Raw genomic sequence first — 16,971 nt, 5'->3', positions numbered from 1 at the left:
AGCGGCCCGGTAGCCGCCACCGGCAGATGCGGCTCGATCAAAGCCCACTCAGCATCGGTCACATCGAAGCGCGCCACACCGGAGTTCTACCAGTCACAGCCAGCTCACCGTCAGACCTGCCAAGATCCGAACCCCAAACAGCTCCTAGAGCCGGTTGAGCCCCGTCACGTGGACGACCGCGCGCCCCTCCTCGTCGGAGGCGGCCAGGTCGATCTGCGCGTCGATGCCCCAGTCGCCGTCGCCCGCCGGGTCCTTGATCGTCTGGCGCACCTTCCACAGCCCGCTCTCCTCCTCGATGCGCAGCAGCGCGGGCCCGCGCGCGTCGGCGTCGGTGAGGATCTCCTCGTGGTCGGCGTAGTAGGCGTCGAGCGCGGCCCCCCAGTCGACGTCGGGAGCCAGCTCCTCCAGCTCCTCCTCCTTCTCCAGCGCGCACAGCTCCACCAGCCGGAACATCGCGTTGCGCACCAGCACCCGGAACGCCCGGGTGTTGCCCGTCACCGGCCGCACCTTCGTCTCCAGCGCCTCGCGCTCCTCCAGCGCCAGATCCGGGTTGGCCAGCTTCTCCCACTCGTCGATCAGGCTGGAGTCGACCTGGCGGACCAGCTCGCCCAGCCACTCGATGAGGTCGGTCAGGTCCTCGGTCTTCAGGTGCTCGGGCACCGTGCGCGACAGCGTCCGGTAGGCGTCGGCCAGGTAGCGCAGCACCGTGCCCTCCGACCGGGCCAGCTCGTAGAACTGGATGTACTCGCCGAACGTCATCGCCCGCTCGAACATGTCGCGCACCACGGCCTTCGGGCTGACCGTGTAGTCGCCCACCCACGGGTGGCCGCGCCGGTAGGTCTCGTACGCGCCGAGCAGCAGGTCGTCCAGCGGCATCGGGTACATGACCTCGGCCAGCGCCTCCATGCGCTCCTCGTACTCCATGCCGTCGGCCTTCATCTGCGCGACCGCCTCGCCCCTGGCCTTCTTCAGCTGGGCCGACAGGATCTGGCGCGGGTCGTCGAGGATCGACTCCACGATCGACACCATGTCGAGCGCGTAGCTCGGCGACTCGCGGTCGAGCAGGTCGAAGGCGGCCAGCGCGAACGTCGACAGCGCCTGGTTGAGCGCGAAGTCGTCCTGGAGCTGGATCGTCAGCCGGGCCCTGCGGCCCTGCTCGTCGGGCTCGGCGAGCTGCTCGACCACGCCGCCCGCCAGCAGCGACCGGTAGATGGCGATGGCCTGGCTGATGTGCCGCCGCTGCCACTTGCGGTCCTCGTGGTTGTCGGTCAGCAGGTGCTTCATCGCCTGGAAGCAGTCGCCCGGCCGGTTGATCACCGCCAGCAGCATCGCGTTGCTCACCTTGAAACGCGAGTTGAGCGGCTCGGGCTCGGCCTGCTGGAGCTTCTCGAACGTCTCCTCGCTCCAGCCGACGAACCCCTCCGGCGGCTTCTTGCGGGCGTAGCCGCGCCGCCGCTTCGGGTCGTCGCCGATCTTGGCCAGGGCCTTGGCGTTCTCGATGTCGTGCTCGGGCGCCTGGCAGGCCACGTAGCCGATCGTGTCGAACCCGGCCCGGCCCGCCCGCCCGGCGATCTGGTGGAACTCGCGGGCGCGCAGCCGGCGCACCTTGTTGCCGTCGTACTTCGACAGCGCCGTGAACAGCACCGTGCGGATCGGCACGTTGACGCCGACGCCCAGCGTGTCGGTGCCACAGATGACCTTGAGCAGCCCGGCCTGCGCCAGCCGCTCCACCAGCCGCCGGTACTTCGGCAGCATGCCGGCGTGGTGCACGCCGATGCCGTGGCGCACCAGCCGCGACAGCGCCCGGCCGAAGCGGGTGGTGAAGCGGAAGCCGCCGATCATCGCGGCGATGGCCTCCTTCTCCGCCTTGGAGGCCATGTTGATGCTCATCAGCGCCTGGGCCCGCTCCATCGCCGCCGCCTGCGTGAAGTGCACCACGTAGACGGGAGCCTGGCCGGTGGAGAGCATCTCCTCCAGCGACTCGTGCAGCGGCGTCATCCGGTAGGAGTAGACCAGCGGGACCGGCCGCTCGGCGTGCTTGACCACGGCCGTCGGCCGCCCGGTGCGCCGGGTCAGGTCGCGCTCGAACATCGACACGTCGCCGAGCGTCGCCGACATCAGGATGAACTGCACGTTCGGCAGCTCCAGCAGCGGCACCTGCCAGGCCCAGCCCCGGTCGGGCTCGGCGTAGAAGTGGAACTCGTCCATCACCACCTGGCCGATGTCGGCCGCCGCGCCGTCGCGCAGCGCCACGTTGGCCAGGATCTCGGCGGTGCAGCAGATGATCGGCGCGCCCGCGTTGACGCTCGCGTCGCCGGTCATCATGCCGACGTTCTCGGTGCCGAAGATCGCGCACAGGTCGAAGAACTTCTCCGACACCAGCGCCTTGATCGGCGCGGTGTAGAAGGTGCGCACGTCCCGGGTCAGGGCGGCGAAGTGGGCCCCGGCGGCCACCAGGCTCTTGCCCGAGCCGGTCGGCGTGGCCAGGATCAGGTTGCTGCCCGACACCACCTCGATCAGCGCCTCCTCCTGGGCGGGATAGAGGGTGAGCCCCCGTTCGGAGTTCCAGGACGCGAAGGCGTCGAAAATGGCGTCGGGATCGGCGTCGATCTCTTCCGGCAGGCGGTCAACGAGAAGGCTCACACCCCTATCCTGCCGAAGTTCACCGCGTGGTCGAACCGGCGCCCTCACATCCGGGTGCGCGGCCCGGTCAGGAGCAGCCCGCCGAGGACCGCGATGACGCCCAGGAACGGCACCCCGCCGGGCGCGAACCCGGCGACCGTGAGCGCCAGCAGCCCGCCGCCCGTCAGCGCCGCCGACGTGAGCGCCGTCGCCCAGGTGGCCTTCCCGTACGGCAGCGCGGGCGGCTCCTCGAACCGGGAGAACCAGCGCAGCAGCGGCCACAGCAGCAGGCACAGCGCGCCGAACCACACCGGCCACCCGGCCAGCCAGAACGCGCTGCCCGGCGTGGGCGTCTCGACCCGCATCGCCACCACGACCACGCCCGTCACCGCGAACAGCGCCGGCATGTGCCACAGGTAGGCGGTCATGATGCGCGGCCCGGCCCAGGCCAGCACCCGCGTCAGCGGCAGCCGCACGATCCACGGCCGCAGCAGCGCCGCCAGGCCCACCTGCCCGAACGAGACGGCCAGCATCGCCAGCGTGGGCGGCGCCATGTTCGACATCTCCGCGCCGGGCAGCCCGATCATGCTGCCGGGGTAGGGCCCGTACGCCACCAGGAGCGCCGCCGCGCCGAAGCCGCCCGCCGCCATGAGCACGGGCAGCCGCAGCCGGCCGCCGGCGTACAGGAAGCCGAGCTGGTGCACCGCCAGCCACACGAACACGATGTTCGCGTAGCCCAGCGCGTCCACGCCGGTCGAGAAGCGCACCACGTCGGTCAGCACCGCGGCCGCCGCCAGCACGGCCACCACCCGCCACCCGTGCGCCGCGTGCAGCCGCAGCAGGTACGGCGTCGCCGTCACCGCGATCAGGTAGACCGCCAGGAACCACAGGAGCTGCCCGGTGAGGCGAGCCCCCACCTCCAGCGGCTGCTCCGGCACGCCCAGCGTCATCAGCACGTGGGGCAGCGGCAGCCACACCGCCGCCAGCGGCAGCAGCGGCCACGCCAGCCTGCGCACCCGCGTGACGATCCACTGCGGCCCGCCGTGCGCCGCCCGCCCGAAGCTGATCGCGTTGGCCGCCCCGCCCGCGAAGAACACCAGCGGCATCACCTGGCTGATCCACGTGACCACCCACACGCCCGGCTCGGCCAGCGCGTTGCCGGTGGTCAGCCGCGCCCCGTCGTAGTCCAGGACCGGGATCGTCCAGTGCTGCAGCACGACCAGCGCCATCCCGAACACCCGCAGGATGTCGATGAACGGGTCCCTGGCCCGGCGCGGGGAACCGGTGCGCGCCGGCTGCTCGCGCAGGGCGGGCCGCTCCAGCAGGACGGTCATGGAAGCCTCGTTTCATCGGGGGTGGGGCGATGTCCCAAGGCTTCCGTCCGGGCGGCTCGCGCACATTGCCGCGAACCACCGTCTTGCGGTCGGCCCGCCACCACCCCGGGGGTGGGGCTGGCCCTACCATCGCAAGACCGGCGCACCGGTTCGAAAACGGCTTTCCGGGGCTCTAGCGTGGAGGCATGCGCTCCCTGATTCGGCGGGTCATGCTCGACACCCGCTACACCCTGGTGGGGTTCCCCACCACGCTGATCGGCTTCGCCGTCACCCTGGTCGGCCTGTCCGCCGGCGTCGGCACCGCCGTGGTGTGGGTCGGAGTGCCGGTGCTCGCGGCCACCCTCCTGGCGGCCAGGGGATTCGCCGACGCGGAGCGCGGCTGGCTGTCCGACGTGCTCAAGCGGCCCCCGGTGCGGCCCCGCTACAAGCCGGCCCCGCCCGGGGCGGGCCGCTTCCGGCGGATCGTCAACCCGCTCACCAGCGGGCAGTCCTGGCTCGACCTGCTGCACTCCATCGTGAACTTCCCGCCCGCGCTGATCGCGTTCGTGCTCACCCTGGTCTGCTGGGCGCTGCCGCTGGCCGGCCTGACCTACCCGATCTACGGGCTCATCACCTCGCGCATCGAGGACAACGTGGAGCTGCCCGAGCTGCTCGGCCTGGGCGACGGCTACCTGATCAACTCGATCTTCTACGTGGCGCTGGGGCTGCTGTTCCTGCTCATCCTGCCCTTCACCGTGCGCGGGGCGGCGCTGGTGCGCGCCGGGCTCGGCCGGGCCCTGCTCACCGGCGTCGCCGAGCTGCAGGAGCGCATCGACGACCTGGCCCAGGGCCGCGCCGCCGCCGTGTCGGCCGAGGCCAACGCGCTGCGCAAGCTGGAGCGCGACATCCACGACGGGCCGCAGCAGCGCCTGGTGTCGCTGGCCATGGAGCTCTCGCGGGCCCAGCGGCAGCTGAAGAAGGACCCCGAGGCCGCCCAGGCCACGCTCACCTCCGCGATCTCCGCCACCCGCGAGACGCTCGACGAGCTGCGCGCGCTCTCGCGCGGCATCGCCCCGCCCATCCTGTCCGACCGCGGCCTGGCCCCGGCGCTCGCCGCCCTCGCCGGGCGCTCGATCGTCCCCGTCGAGCTGGACGTGCGCGCCACCGGCCGGTACGAGGCCGCGGTGGAGAACGCCGTCTACTTCGTCGTCGCCGAGACCCTCACCAACGTCGCCAAGCACAGCCAGGCGACCGTGTGCACCATCCGCCTCACCCACACCGACGACGCCCTCGTGCTGACGATCGTGGATGATGGGGTCGGCGGCGCCCACGTCGCCAAGGGACATGGTCTCGCCGGGCTGTCCGACCGGCTCCGCGCGGTCGACGGGGAGCTGGAGGTGCACTCGCCCGACGGCGGGCCGACGGTGATAGCAGCGGAGGTACCGTGCGCGTAGTCGTGGCCGATGACGCGGTTCTGATCAGGGAGGGCCTGGTCAGGCTGCTCGAGGAGTTCGGCTGCGAGGTGGTCGCGACCGTCGGTGACGGCGACGGCCTCGTCGAGGCGGTGGCCGAGCACCGGCCCGACGTGTCGGTGGTGGACGTGCGCATGCCGCCGTCGTTCACCGACGAGGGGCTGCGTGCCGCCGTGGAGGCGCGCCGCCGGGTGCCGGGCGCGCCGGTGCTCATCCTGTCGCAGTACGTCGAGGTCTCCTACGCCGACGACCTGCTCGCCGACGCCCGGGGCGCGGTGGGCTACCTGCTGAAGGACCGGGTCGTCGACGTGGACGAGTTCCTGGAGGGCCTGCGGCGGGTCGCCGCGGGCGGGACCGTGTTCGATCCGCAGGTGGTGTCGCAGTTGATGGTGCGCAGGCGCAAGGACGACCCGCTGGCCCAGCTCACACCGCGGGAGCGTGAGGTGCTCGGCCTGATGGCGGAGGGCAAGTCCAACCCCGCGATCGGCCGCCAGCTCGTGATCAGCGACGGGGCCGTGGAGAAGCACATCAGGAGCATCTTCAGCAAGCTCGGCCTCTACGCCGACGACAGCGACCAGCATCGGCGCGTGCTGGCGGTGCTGGCCTACCTGCGCAGCTGAGCGCCCGGCCCTCCCGGGGGCGGCACCGGGGAGGTCCCTGGCGGGGGCGTCGCGGATCTCTCCGGGAGGCGGCCGGTGATGCGGAGGGGTGTGCCGGTCTCCTGGAGCGTTGCCGGCCGGTCCGCGCGGCGCTGCGCGCGGACCTGGCCGCCCGGCCGGTTTAGCCGAGCGCGTCGACCAGCTTCTTGCGCTGCTGGGCGCCCAGGCCGCCGAGGCGGCGCTTCTCGTCGACGCCCGCCTCCTCCATGAGCGCGGTGGCCTTGGCCGGGCCGACGCCCTTCACGGCGCGCAGGGCCTGCGACACCTTGATCTTCTTGGCGATGTCGTCATCGCGCTCCAGCAGCTGCGAGAACGACAGCTCGCCGGTCTTGACCTTGGCGAGCAGGGCGGTGCGGGCGGCGCGAGCCTCCGCGGCCTTCTCCAGCGCGGCCTTGCGCTGCTCTGGGGTAAGAGTGGGAAGTGCCATCTGCTGTTCTCTCCTCGGGGAGTTGACGATCGGGGTTTCTGTTACCCGTAGTGCAGTGGCTAATCATGGCGGATACCAGCGGTTCGTGTTGCCCAAAGCGCCCGGTCAACGTGTCCGCCACACCGAGGCGGCCGCTTCGGCGCACGCCTGGTCCTGCTCCGGGGTGCCGCCGCTGACCCCCACGCCGCCGGCCACGCAGCCGCTCCGGCCGCGGCCGGACCACAGCGGCAGACCGCCCGGCGTGCGCTCCCACGGCCCGGCTCCCGGGCCGCCCGTCCCGGGCAGCTCGGCCGTCGGCCTGCGGTGGGCCGCGGCGGCGCTCGCCCGGCCGGGCGCGAGCGTGGTGCCGGCGAACCCCGCACCCGCCATACGCTGGAAAGACACCAGGTGTCCGCCCGCGTCGACCACCGCCACGGAGATCGCCGAACCCTCCCGGGAAGCCTGCCGCAACGCCGCCTCGCACATGCGCAACGCGATCTCCAGATCCATCGGCCGTCCCCCTCGCGTCAGGTCACCTGCCTGCTCGACGCCTCACCGCCGCCGCCGGTGCACAGACCCGCCAGGATCGCCGTTCGGATCACGTACGGGATGGTCGTTTTGAGCCTTAAAGCGTGCTTTCTAGCGATATTTCGTGGTATGCATCACACTGTGCTCCCGGGCGTGTCGCGGGCCAGCCAGCCGGCCAGGCCCTCCGGGGTCAGGAACGCGTCGAAGACCGACTCCATCGCGCCCACCAGCGAGGCGCGCCGGCCCAGCGCGGCCGGGGTGACGAGCGGCGGGCGCTCGCGGCGGATCGTCATCAGCCCGCCCGTCAGCGACTCCGCGAGCACCGCGCCGGCCTGTCCGTGCAGGTCGGCGGCCAGCCCGGACAGCGTCACCACCTCCGGGTCGTGCGCGTTGACCAGGGCGGCCGCGCCCTGGCCGAGCGCCCGCGCGGCGGCCGCCACCGCGCGCGCCGCGGCCGGCTCGCCCGCCCGCGCCGCGGCCATCACCCGCTCGGCCTGCTCGCGGCCCCGGCCGCCGCCGTGGGCCAGGCCCATGTGGCGCAGCAGCGCGTTCGCGCCCACGTCGAGCGCCCAGCAGCCCGTCGCGCCGCACGCGCACGGCAGCGAGCCGCCCGTCAGCGGCATGTGTCCGAACTCGGCGCCCATCCCGCCGGCGCCCTCCAGCGGCCGGCCGCCGACGACGAGCACGCCGCCCAGGTCGAAGTCCACGTGCAGGTGCAGGCCGACCCCGACGCCGCGCAGCAGCCCGCGCCTGGCCTCGGCCAGCCCGGCCAGCGCGGTGTCGTTGCCGACCCGGGCCCAGCCGGACGGCAGCCCCAGCAGGGCGGGCACGTCGACCGCGCGCCAGCCCAGGTGCGGCACGTCCGCCCGGCCGCCGGGGCCGATCGGGCCCGCCACCGCCACGCCGGCGCCCACGGCCCGCCCGCGAAGGCGCGCCCGGTGCTCGCGCAGCGCGGTCCCCAGCGGCTCCAGCGCGCCGCGCGGGGTGCCGTCGTGGCCGCGCACCTCCAGCACGGCCGTCCGGCCGCCCAGCTCGCACGCCGCCAGCTCCCAGGCGTCCTCCCGCAGGTCGGCGGCCAGCACGACGGGACCTCGCGGATGCGGCCCCGGCACCATCGTCGGGCGGCCCCTGGTCTGCTCGGGGGCCGGCTCCTCGTGCAGCAGGGCGTCCTCGGCCAGGCCGCCGACCAGCACCGACGCGGTGCCTCTGGCCAGCTCCAGATCGCGGGTGAGCCGCGACCTGGTCAGCGTGGCCCCGCCGTCGTGCACGGCGCGCAGCAGCCGTACCCGGTTGTGCGCGCGCAGCTCGCCGGTCGTCGTCGCTCCACTGTTCCCAGACATCGTGACGCTCATTATGCTCTAGACGTGAACAAAAGACGCGATGACGCTCGACGTGCCCGTATCGGGGTGTTCGGTTTCTTCTTCCTGGCGGGACTCGTCATGGGCCTGTGGGCGGCCGGGCTGCCGTCGCTGAACGACCGGCTGGACCTCGGCCCGGCCCGGCTGGGCAGCGTGCTCCTGCTCATCTCGGGCGGCGCGCTGGTGTCGATGCTGGTGGCCGGGCCGCTGGTCGACCGGTGGTCCAGCCGGGCGGTGTGCTGGTTCGCCGGGCCGGCGTCGGCCGTGGTGCTGCTCGGGCCCGCGCTCGCGCCCGACTACTTGTGGCTGGCGGTGCTGGCGGTGCTGTTCGGCCTGGGGCTGGGCGTCACCGAGGTGGCCATGAACGCCCACTCGGTCGAGGTCGAGCGGCGTTACGCGCGGCCGATCATTTCGGCGTTCCACGGCACCTGGAGCCTCGGCGGGGCGGCCGGCGGCGCGATCACCGCCCTGGTGCTGCAGGCCGGGCTGGACGCCCAGGCGCTGCTCGTCGTGGCGGGCGTGGTGGTGCCGTTCCTGTACCTGCCGGCGGCGCGGCTGCTGCTGCCCGACCCGCCCCCGCACGCCGCCGAGCAGCAGGCCGCCCGGTCCGGGGCGCCGCTGAAGTGGGGGCTGATCGCGCTGCTCGGCGTCGCCGCGTTCGCCGGGCACCTGGCCGAGGGCGCCGCGATCGACTGGGCCGCGCTGCACGCCCGCTGGGTCCTCGACGCCGACCCGGCCGCCGCGCCGCTGGCCTACACGGTCTTCGCCGTCGCCATGACCACCATCCGCCTGCTGGGCGACCCGATCCGGGCCCGCCTCGGCTCGATCCGCACCATCCAGCTCGCCGGGCTGCTCGCCACCTGCGGCTACGTGCTCGTGCTCGCCGCCCCGGCGACCGGCTCGCTCGCGCTGGCCTGTGCCTGGACCGGCTGGGCCCTGGCGGGCGTCGGCCTCGCCACCGTCGTGCCGGTGATCTTCAGCGCGGTCGGCGCCGCGGGCGGGCCCGTCGGCAAGGCGCTGTCGCTGGTGACGGCCTTCGGCTACAGCGGGCTCCTGGTCGGCCCCGCCGTCCTCGGCTACGTGGCGGAGGCGTCCTCGCTGCCGATCGCGCTGATCGTGCCCGCCGTCCTGTCGGCCGTCGTGGCCCTCACCGGGGCCCCGTCCATCCGCTCGCTCGACCGGCTGACGCCCGCCCCCGACCCGGTGCCCGCCACGGCCCGCGACTGACGCTCCGTAGCCGTCCGCCTGGCCCCGATTTGGGAAACAGCCCCCTGACCTGGTGTTATGGGATCGTGACTTGACCCTGCGGTTACGGGGGCTGTTTCATGTGCCAAACACCGTAAACGTTTACAGCAGGTGTCTGAAATCGTTTACGAATCTGGAAGGACAGCCTTGGCCGACGGACCCACGATCACCACGATCGCCGAGCGCGCCGGTGTCTCCATCGCCTCGGTGTCGCGGGTGCTCAACGGCCTGCCGACCAGGCAGGAGACCGTGCGCAAGGTGATGGCCGCCGCCGACGAGCTCGGCTACGTGCGCAACGCCGTGGCCCGCTCGCTCAAGTCGCGCCGCACCCACCAGGTCGCCTTCGCCATGGCCGACGTCGGCAACCCCGCCTACCTCGCCATGCTGCGGCAGATCCAGCCCGTGCTCAAGGCCGCCGGCTACCGGCTCGTGCTGCACTCCACCGACGCCGTGGCCGCCGACGAGATCGACGTGCTGCACAGCCTCGGCGAACGCTACGTCGACGGGCTCATCATGAGCCCGCTGCGCGTCACCGAACAGCACCTGCAGATGCTGCGCGCCGCCCGCGCCCCCGTCGTGATCATCGGATCGGTGCCGGAGGGCACCCCGGTCGACAACGTGCGCGCCGACTCGCGCACCGGCGTCAAGCTGGCCGTCGACCACCTGCACGCGCTCGGGCGGCGGCGCATCGGCATGGTCAACGGCCCGCTCGACACCGTGCCCGGCGCGGCCCGCGGCGCCGCCTACCGCGAGGCGCTGGAGGCGCTCGGGCTGCCCTACGACGAGGACCTCGTCGAGATCGGCGACTTCTATCGCGCCGAAGGCGCCCGGGCCGTCGCCGAGCTGCTGCTCCGCGAGCCCGGGGTCGACGCGCTCATGTGCGCCAACGACCTCATCGCGCTCGGCGCGCTCGACGTGCTGCGCGCCGCCGGCCGGCGGGTGCCCGAGGACGTGGCCGTGGTCGGCATGGACGACACCGACCTGGCCGCGGCCTCCTGGCCGTCGCTGACCAGCGTCTCGCTCGGCTCGGCCGAACGCGGCAAGGCCGCGGCCGAGCTGCTGCTGGACCGGCTGCAGCACGGCGACCGCGAGCCCCGCCTGGTGACGGTCCCGCCCCGCCTGGCGGTGCGCGCCTCGACGACGGGGGAGGAGCCCTACCCGGCTTCCCGGGCGGCGGGCCGTACACGAGCTGACAAGAGGGAGGGGGGCAGGTCATGACGGCCACCGCGACGAAGCCGGCGCCGCCGGCGCGGCACGCGCGCGGCCGGCAGCGGCCGAGGCAGACCCGCGAGATGTGGGTGCTGATGCTGCCGGCGCTGGTGCCGGTGGTGCTGTTCAGCGTGGGCCCGCTGCTGTACGGGATCGGGCTGGCGTTCACCGACGCCGAGGCCGGGCGCAACCACGAGACGAGCTTTGTCGGCCTGGAGAACTTCGCCGACCTGCTCGGCGACGGCGACTTCTGGTCGTCCATGCGGATCGGCCTGATCTGGTCGGTCACCGTGACCGTGCTGCAGTTCCTCGCCTCGCTGGGACTGGCGCTGCTGCTCAACCAGAAGCTGTTCCTGCGCGGCCTGGCCCGGGTGCTCGCCGTCGTGCCGTGGGCGATGCCGCCCGTGGTCATCGGCCTGATGTGGCGGCTCGTCTACCACCCCGACGCCGGCATCGTGAACAGCACGCTCGGCACCGACATCAACTGGCTGGCCGACTTCTCCTGGGCGCTGCCCGCCATCATCGTCATGGGCATCTGGAGCGGCATGCCGCAGACCACCGTGGTGCTGCTGGCCGGCCTGCAGAACGTGCCCAGGGAGCTGTACGAGGCCGGCGCGATGGACGGCGCGGGCACCTGGCGCAAGTTCTGGAGCATCACGCTGCCCCAGCTGCGCCCGATCATCGTCACCATCACCTCGCTCGACTTCGTGTGGAACGTCAACCAGTTCAGCCTGGTCTACGTGCTCACCCAGGGCGGGCCCGGCGGGCAGACGCGGCTGCCGATGCTGTTCGCCTACGAGGAGGCGTTCCGCTACGGCTTCTTCGGCTACGCGGCCGCGCTCGGCGTCAGCATCGTCATCGTCGTGCTCGGCCTGCTCGGCGTCTATCTGTGGCGGCAACTGAGGGAGGCGTCATGAAGAAGATCCCCCAGTACGTCGCGCTGCTGGCGTACATGGTGTTCCTGGCCTTCCCGCTGGTGTGGCTGCTGTCGACGGCGCTGAAGACGCCGCAGGAGATGGCGAGCCTCGACCCCACGTGGATCCCGCGCAGCCCGACGCTGGCCAACTTCTCCGACGCGTTCAGCGAGCAGGACCTCGTCGGGGCCGGGCTGCGCAGCCTGGTCGTGGCCCTGGCCAGCTCGGCGCTGACGGTGGCCGTGGCGCTGCCCGCCTCCTACGCGCTGGCCCGCTACCAGGGCGCGCTCAAGCGGGTCGCGCTCGGCTGGGTGCTCGTCAGCCAGGTGTTCCCGTTCATCCTGATCATCATCCCGCTGTTCATGGTGCTGCGGCAGCTCGACCTGGTGAACACCCTGCCGGGACTCGTCGTCGTGCACGTGACGTTCACGCTGCCGTTCGCGCTGTGGATGCTCCAGGGCTACGTGCGCTCGGTGCCGCGCGAGCTGGAGGAGGCCGCCTCCGTCGACGGGGCGACCCGGCTGCGCGCGATCGTCAGCGTCGTCGCGCCGCTGCTCGCGCCCGGCGTGGTGGCGACACTGCTGTTCTCGTTCATCTCCTCGTGGAACGAGTTCCTGTTCGCGCTCGTGGTCCTGAAGGACCCGGACGTGATGACGCTCCCCCTGACGCTGGTGAGGTTCACCGGCCCGGAGGGCGTGTCGAGGCTCGGCCCGCTCGCCGCGGCGTCGCTCATGGCGACGATCCCGAGCCTGATCTTTTTCGCAATCATCCAGCGCAGGCTGAGGTCAGGTCTGATGGCCGGCGCTGTGAAGGGCTAGGAGGGCTCACATGCGTATCAAATCCGCGTTGGCTGCGGCGGCGGTCGTCGCGCTGGCCGCCGGGTGCGGCGGCAGCGGCGGGGACAGCGGGTCCTCCGGCACCCCGAACGAGCCGGTCAAGCTCGACTTCCTCAGCCTCGCCTGGCAGAAGGAGTCGGTCGCGGCCAACAAGGCGCTCGTCGAGGAGTGGAACAAGGCCAACCCGAACATCCAGGTCACCTACGTCCAGGGCAGCTGGGACAACGTCAACGACCAGCTCGTCACCTCCTTCGAGGGCGGCGACGCGCCGGACGTCATCCACGACGACTCCCCGGCGCTGTCCGGCTTCGCCTCCAAGGGCTACCTGCTCGACCTGACCGGCAAGGTGCCGGACGAGCTCAAGTCCGACATCCCGCAGGCCGCCTGGGACACCGTCACCTTCGACGACGGCAAGGGCAACCAGGGCGTCTACGGCGTGCCGTTCCTGCAGGAGTCGCAGGTCATCATCGCCAACAAGAAGCTCCTGGACGCCGCCAAGGTGCGCATCCCCACCGCCGGCGAGCCGTGGACGTGGGACGAGTTCGCCGAGGTCAGCAAGAAGCTCACCAAGGGCGACACGTTCGGCGTCGCCTGGCCGATGAAGTCGCCGGTCAACAAGACGCTCAACCTGGCGCTCAACTTCGGCGGCACCTTCTTCCAGACGGGCGCCGACGGCAAGACCACCGTCAAGGTCGGCGCGGAGGAGAAGGAAGTCCTCCAGCGCATCCACGACCAGCTCTACAAGGACAAGACGGCCGACACCTCGGCGCTCGGCATGGGCACCGCCGACCCGCTGCCCGGCTTCTTCGCCGACAAGTACGCGATGCTGCCCGTCGGCGTCTACCTGCGCCAGCAGGTCGCCGAGCAGGCGCCCGACGGCTTCGAGTGGGTGACGCTGCCGCCGCTCAAGGGCACCACCACCGAGCAGGGCGCGGTCTCCCAGACGCTGTCCATCGCCGCCGACAGCAAGCACCCGGAGGAGGCCATGAAGTTCATGGCGTTCTTCCTCAACGGCCCCAACCAGGCCAAGCTCGCCAAGGGCGACTGGCTGCTGCCGACCTCGCAGAAGGCCGCCGCCGACCCCGCCATCACCACCGAGGAGAACGGCTGGGACGTGGCCACCGCCTCCGCCAAGAGCCTCGTCGTCGCGCCGTTCCTCAAGGTGAACGGGTTCGACGAGTGGAAGAGCAAGGTCGCCACGCCGGTGCTGCAGGAGTTCTTCGCCAACAAGATCACCCTGGACGAGGCGGCCAAGCGGCTCGTCGAGGAGGGCAACGAGGTGCTGGAGCGGTACCAGCGGTGACGTATCGCGACAGGGCCCGGGGGTGTCTGCTCGGCCTGGCGGCCGGCGACGCCCTCGGGGCGCCCGCCGAGAACCTGACCCCCGCCGAGATCCGCCGCCGCTGGGGGCGGCTCACCGAGATCGAGGGCGGCGGCACCGACGACACCGAGTACGCCATCTTCGCCGCGTCGCTGCTGGTGGCGCACGGGCACGAGCTGACCCCGGCCGACGTGGCCGCCGCCTACCGGGAGCGGATCATCCCGCTGGTGACCGGGCCGATGCGCGGCGCCGGGTTCTCCGAGCTCGGCACCATCGAGGCGCTGCGCCGCGGGCTGGAGCCGCCGCTGACCGGGATGGTGCACCAGCACGGCTGGTCCGACGGGCTGGCCATGCGGGCCGCGCCGTACGGGATCTTCTGTCCCGGCGACCCGGCGGAGGCGGCGCGGCTGGTCGAGCAGGACGGGCTGGTCAGCCAGTCGGGCGAGGGCATTCTCGGCGGCCGCGCGGTCGCCGGGGCGGTCGCCGCCGCCATGGGCGGCGCCACGCCGGGCGACGCGGTCGGCGCGGCGCTCGCGGTGGTGCCCGCCGACTCCTGGACGGCGCGGGCGATCGGCCGCGCCGTCGCGGTGCTGGAACGGTCCGGCCCGCCGTCCCCGGACGGCGACGACGGGCCGCTGGTCGAGGCGCTGCACGAGGCCGTCGTCGTACGCCACTACCCGTGGACCGACGTGGCGCCGGAGGCCGTCGCGCTGGCGCTGGCCGCCTACCTGGCGGGCGGCGGCCAGGTGGAGGCGTCGGTGACGTTCGGGGTCTCCCTGGGCCGCGACGCCGACACCATCGGCGCCATCGCCGGAGCCGTCGCGGGCGCGACCTCCGGAGAGGGCGGCGTGCCCGGGCGGTGGGCGGCCCGCATCGGCCCGGTCACCGGGAAATGCCTGCCCGTCGTGGCCGGGAAGCACGTGCTGGACGTCGCCGACGAACTGGCCGGGGCCGTGGCAGACACGAGAGGACGCTGAGGACGATGTCGGGGGACAGGATCACGGGGGCCTTCGCCGGGCTCGCCGTGGGCGACGCCGTGGGCTGGCCCGCGAGCAGGCACCGGGCGGCGCTGCACGCGCCGTGGAGCCGGCGCCTGCACCGCGAGCTCGACGCGTTCGCCGAGGAGCACCAGGTCACCACGCTGCCGGTGCCGTTCGCGCTCAACCAGCCGATCGCGCCGCTGGCCGTCGGCCCGTCCGACGACGCCGAATGGCTCGCCTGGACGGCGCTCACCATCGACCGGCCCCGCGCCGAGGCGTTCCGCGCCCTGGCCGGCCGCGACGACATCCGGGCGCGCGTGTCCGTGGCCACCGCGCTGGACAACCTCGCCCGGGGCGTCGAGCCGCCCGCGAGCGGCCACGACAACCCGCACCACTTCGACGACGCCGCCGCCGTCCGGGCGGTCGCCTTCGGCGCGCTCGGCCGCGACCCCGGCGACGACGCCCGGGTCACCAACGCGGGCGACGGCGTCCTCGGCGCGCTCGCGATGGCGGCGGCCGTGGCCGAGGCGGTCGCCACCGGCTCGGCCACCCGCGCGGTGGCCGCCGCGCTGGACGTCCTGCCCGAGGACACCGCCATCGGGCACAACGCCCGCGTGGCGCTGGCGGCGGCCCGCGCGGCGGGCGACCCGTTCGCGGCGGTGCCCGCGCTCGACGCCGCGCTGCTCGACCACGTCTACAGCTACGGGGTGGGCGCCGCGCAGACGGTGCCCGTGGCGCTGGCCCTGACCGAGGCCGCCCAGGGGGCGCTCGTCCGGGCCGTGCCGGCCGCGGCCTGCCTGGCCGCGCTCGCCGACTCCGCGCCGGCGCTGACCGGCGCGATCACCGGCGCCTGCGGGGGGTACGGTGCGATCCCGGAGGGGTGGACCGCACCGGCCCGCAGGCTGGCCGGCTGCTGCCTGCCCGAAATGGCAGGCCAGGATCTCATCGACATTGTGGAGGGACTTTCATGACGCCGCTTGACGACAGGGCGATCGGCTGCGTGGCGGGGGCGGCGGTCGGTGACGCGCTGGGCGGCGCCACCGAGGGGTGGACCCCCGAGCAGATCGTCGAACGCTACGGCGGCCAGGTCGAGGGCATCGTGCCCCCGTTCAACGAGGACTGGCGCAACGCCCGGCCCATCGCCCCCTACCACAAGGGCGACGGCCACATCACCGACGACACCCTGATGACGCACGCGCTGATCCGCGTCTACGAGAAGGTCGGCGGCCACCTCGGCGCGTACGCGATGGCCGAGCACCTGGTGCCTGAGCTCATGGGGCAGCGCCAGTGGATCCCCGAGCTGGAGGCCGAGGCGCTGCCGCTGCAGCGGATCTTCCTGGCCGAGAAGTGGATCGTGGCCCGGCTGCACTACGGGCACGTCGACCCGCGCGAGGCGGGCGTCGGCAACATCGTCAACTGCGGCGCCGCCATGTACGTCGCCCCGGTCGGCATCGTCAACGCCGCCGACCCCGACGCCGCCTACGCCGAGGCCATCGACCTGACCGGCGCCCACCAGTCCAGCTACGGCCGCGAGGCCGCCGGCGTCATGGCCGCCGCCGTCGCCGAGGCCATGCGGCCCGGCGCCACCCCCGACTCCGTCGTCGCCGCCTGCCTGCGCCTGGCCAAGGACGGCACTCGCGCCGCCATCGAGGCCGTGTGCGAGGCGGCCCGCGGGCTCGGCCACTGGGACGGCTCGTTCGCCACGCTGCGCGCCGCCATGCGCCCGTACGACACCGTCGCCGACACCTACCGCGACCAGGGCCTCGGCGCCCGCCGCCCGAGCCGCACGCACAGCATCGAGGAGCTGCCGCTGGCGCTGGCCTTCCTCGTCATCGCCAAGGGCGACTACCGCGACACCGTGCTCGGCGGCGTCAACTACGGCCGCGACGCCGACTCCATCGCCTCGATGGGCGGCGCGATCGCGGGCGCGCTCGGCGGCCTGGCCGCCGTCCCCGCCGAGTGGGTCGAGCAGGTGGGCACGGCCAGCCGCACCGACATCGTCGGGCCCGGCCGCGTCATCGCCGAGGTGGCGCGCCGCGTCCACGCCGGCGACCTGGCCCGCCGCCGCGCCCACGAGGCGGCCTTCGCCGGTCTCCTGGAGGACTGAC

Annotated in this window: 15 protein-coding genes; 10 read left to right on the top strand and 5 right to left on the bottom strand. The window is 73.1% G+C overall.

The genetic code is table 11. The features are described 5' to 3' along the window. Positions 1-144 precede the first annotated feature (144 nt). Together AB0J53_RS39150 and AB0J53_RS39145 are read right to left on the bottom strand one after the other, a co-directional pair. Positions 145-2,643, bottom strand: a complete 2,499-nt coding sequence (locus tag AB0J53_RS39150) for a DUF3516 domain-containing protein (RefSeq protein WP_364181866.1) — start codon at positions 2,641-2,643, stop codon at positions 145-147. Between the two features lie 44 nt (positions 2,644-2,687). Continuing rightward, positions 2,688-3,956 carry an acyltransferase gene (locus tag AB0J53_RS39145; RefSeq protein ID WP_364181863.1) on the bottom strand — a complete coding sequence of 423 codons (1,269 nt, stop codon included), beginning with the start codon at positions 3,954-3,956 and terminating at the stop codon, positions 2,688-2,690. 185 nt (positions 3,957-4,141) lie between these two features. Between AB0J53_RS39145 and AB0J53_RS39140 the strand changes: the two genes are divergently transcribed. Both AB0J53_RS39140 and AB0J53_RS39135 read left to right on the top strand, forming a co-directional pair. Continuing rightward, positions 4,142-5,389, top strand: a complete 1,248-nt coding sequence (locus AB0J53_RS39140) for a sensor domain-containing protein (RefSeq protein ID WP_364181860.1) — start codon at positions 4,142-4,144, stop codon at positions 5,387-5,389. Then, positions 5,380-6,027 carry a response regulator transcription factor gene (locus tag AB0J53_RS39135; RefSeq protein ID WP_049567262.1) on the top strand — a complete coding sequence of 216 codons (648 nt, stop codon included), beginning with the start codon at positions 5,380-5,382 and terminating at the stop codon, positions 6,025-6,027. The genes AB0J53_RS39140 and AB0J53_RS39135 overlap by 10 nt, the downstream gene beginning before the upstream one ends. Before the next feature lie 160 nt (positions 6,028-6,187). On the opposite strand, the gene mihF is transcribed toward AB0J53_RS39135, so the two are convergent. The 3 genes from mihF to AB0J53_RS39120 all read right to left on the bottom strand — a co-directional run bounded on the left by mihF (position 6,188) and on the right by AB0J53_RS39120 (position 8,340). Beyond that, entirely contained in the window at positions 6,188-6,493 is a 306-nt protein-coding gene (gene mihF / locus AB0J53_RS39130) for an integration host factor, actinobacterial type (protein WP_049567253.1), read from the bottom strand. A 105-nt stretch (positions 6,494-6,598) separates the two neighbouring features. Further along, complete coding sequence (locus AB0J53_RS39125) at positions 6,599-6,982, bottom strand: heme-binding protein (protein ID WP_364181856.1); 384 nt, start codon at positions 6,980-6,982, stop codon at positions 6,599-6,601. Positions 6,983-7,134: 152 nt separating this feature from the next. Then, a complete protein-coding gene (locus AB0J53_RS39120; protein ID WP_364181853.1) occupies positions 7,135-8,340 on the bottom strand; it encodes an ROK family protein in 1,206 nt (401 codons plus the stop codon). Between the two features lie 24 nt (positions 8,341-8,364). On the opposite strand from AB0J53_RS39120, the gene AB0J53_RS39115 reads away from it, so the two are divergent. The 8 genes from AB0J53_RS39115 (at position 8,365) to AB0J53_RS39080 (ending at position 16,970) form a co-directional block, all read left to right on the top strand. Next, on the top strand, positions 8,365-9,585 hold the full coding sequence (locus AB0J53_RS39115) for an MFS transporter (protein WP_364181850.1): 1,221 nt from the start codon (positions 8,365-8,367) through the stop codon (positions 9,583-9,585). Between the two features lie 165 nt (positions 9,586-9,750). Continuing rightward, positions 9,751-10,821: a LacI family DNA-binding transcriptional regulator gene (locus AB0J53_RS39110; protein ID WP_364181848.1), complete on the top strand. Its 1,071-nt coding sequence runs from the start codon at positions 9,751-9,753 to the stop codon at positions 10,819-10,821. Beyond that, positions 10,818-11,729, top strand: coding sequence for a sugar ABC transporter permease (locus AB0J53_RS39105; protein ID WP_219519717.1), 912 nt, complete (start codon positions 10,818-10,820; stop codon positions 11,727-11,729). The genes AB0J53_RS39110 and AB0J53_RS39105 overlap by 4 nt, the downstream gene beginning before the upstream one ends. Next, positions 11,726-12,544, top strand: a complete 819-nt coding sequence (locus AB0J53_RS39100) for a carbohydrate ABC transporter permease (protein ID WP_219519715.1) — start codon at positions 11,726-11,728, stop codon at positions 12,542-12,544. The genes AB0J53_RS39105 and AB0J53_RS39100 overlap by 4 nt, the downstream gene beginning before the upstream one ends. A gap of 10 nt (positions 12,545-12,554) precedes the next feature. Beyond that, complete coding sequence (locus AB0J53_RS39095) at positions 12,555-13,865, top strand: sugar ABC transporter substrate-binding protein (protein ID WP_364181843.1); 1,311 nt, start codon at positions 12,555-12,557, stop codon at positions 13,863-13,865. After that, positions 13,862-14,860, top strand: coding sequence for an ADP-ribosylglycohydrolase family protein (locus AB0J53_RS39090; protein ID WP_364181841.1), 999 nt, complete (start codon positions 13,862-13,864; stop codon positions 14,858-14,860). The genes AB0J53_RS39095 and AB0J53_RS39090 overlap by 4 nt, the downstream gene beginning before the upstream one ends. A gap of 5 nt (positions 14,861-14,865) precedes the next feature. Further along, positions 14,866-15,834 (top strand): ADP-ribosylglycohydrolase family protein, encoded by a 969-nt coding sequence (locus AB0J53_RS39085; RefSeq protein WP_364181839.1) that lies wholly within the window; start codon positions 14,866-14,868, stop codon positions 15,832-15,834. Next, positions 15,831-16,970: an ADP-ribosylglycohydrolase family protein gene (locus AB0J53_RS39080; RefSeq protein ID WP_219501974.1), complete on the top strand. Its 1,140-nt coding sequence runs from the start codon at positions 15,831-15,833 to the stop codon at positions 16,968-16,970. Before AB0J53_RS39085 ends, AB0J53_RS39080 begins: the two co-directional genes overlap by 4 nt. Position 16,971 lies beyond the last annotated feature (1 nt).

The organism is Nonomuraea sp. NPDC049725, from assembly GCF_040674795.1.
Taxonomy (GTDB): domain Bacteria; phylum Actinomycetota; class Actinomycetes; order Streptosporangiales; family Streptosporangiaceae; genus Nonomuraea; species Nonomuraea ceibae.
The sequence above is the reverse complement of the archived record's forward strand: the minus strand, read 5'-3'. Positions and strand labels throughout refer to the sequence as shown.

Coding starts and splice junctions, on each gene's coding strand:
- AB0J53_RS39125 (WP_364181856.1), bottom strand. CDS start 6,982: ATGGATCTGGAGATCGCGTTGCGCATGTGCGAGGCGGCGTTGCGGCAG.
- AB0J53_RS39140 (WP_364181860.1), top strand. CDS start 4,142: ATGCGCTCCCTGATTCGGCGGGTCATGCTCGACACCCGCTACACCCTG.
- AB0J53_RS39080 (WP_219501974.1), top strand. CDS start 15,831: ATGACGCCGCTTGACGACAGGGCGATCGGCTGCGTGGCGGGGGCGGCG.
- AB0J53_RS39100 (WP_219519715.1), top strand. CDS start 11,726: ATGAAGAAGATCCCCCAGTACGTCGCGCTGCTGGCGTACATGGTGTTC.
- AB0J53_RS39105 (WP_219519717.1), top strand. CDS start 10,818: ATGACGGCCACCGCGACGAAGCCGGCGCCGCCGGCGCGGCACGCGCGC.
- AB0J53_RS39095 (WP_364181843.1), top strand. CDS start 12,555: ATGCGTATCAAATCCGCGTTGGCTGCGGCGGCGGTCGTCGCGCTGGCC.
- AB0J53_RS39145 (WP_364181863.1), bottom strand. CDS start 3,956: ATGACCGTCCTGCTGGAGCGGCCCGCCCTGCGCGAGCAGCCGGCGCGC.
- AB0J53_RS39085 (WP_364181839.1), top strand. CDS start 14,866: ATGTCGGGGGACAGGATCACGGGGGCCTTCGCCGGGCTCGCCGTGGGC.
- mihF (WP_049567253.1), bottom strand. CDS start 6,493: ATGGCACTTCCCACTCTTACCCCAGAGCAGCGCAAGGCCGCGCTGGAG.
- AB0J53_RS39120 (WP_364181853.1), bottom strand. CDS start 8,340: ATGTCTGGGAACAGTGGAGCGACGACGACCGGCGAGCTGCGCGCGCAC.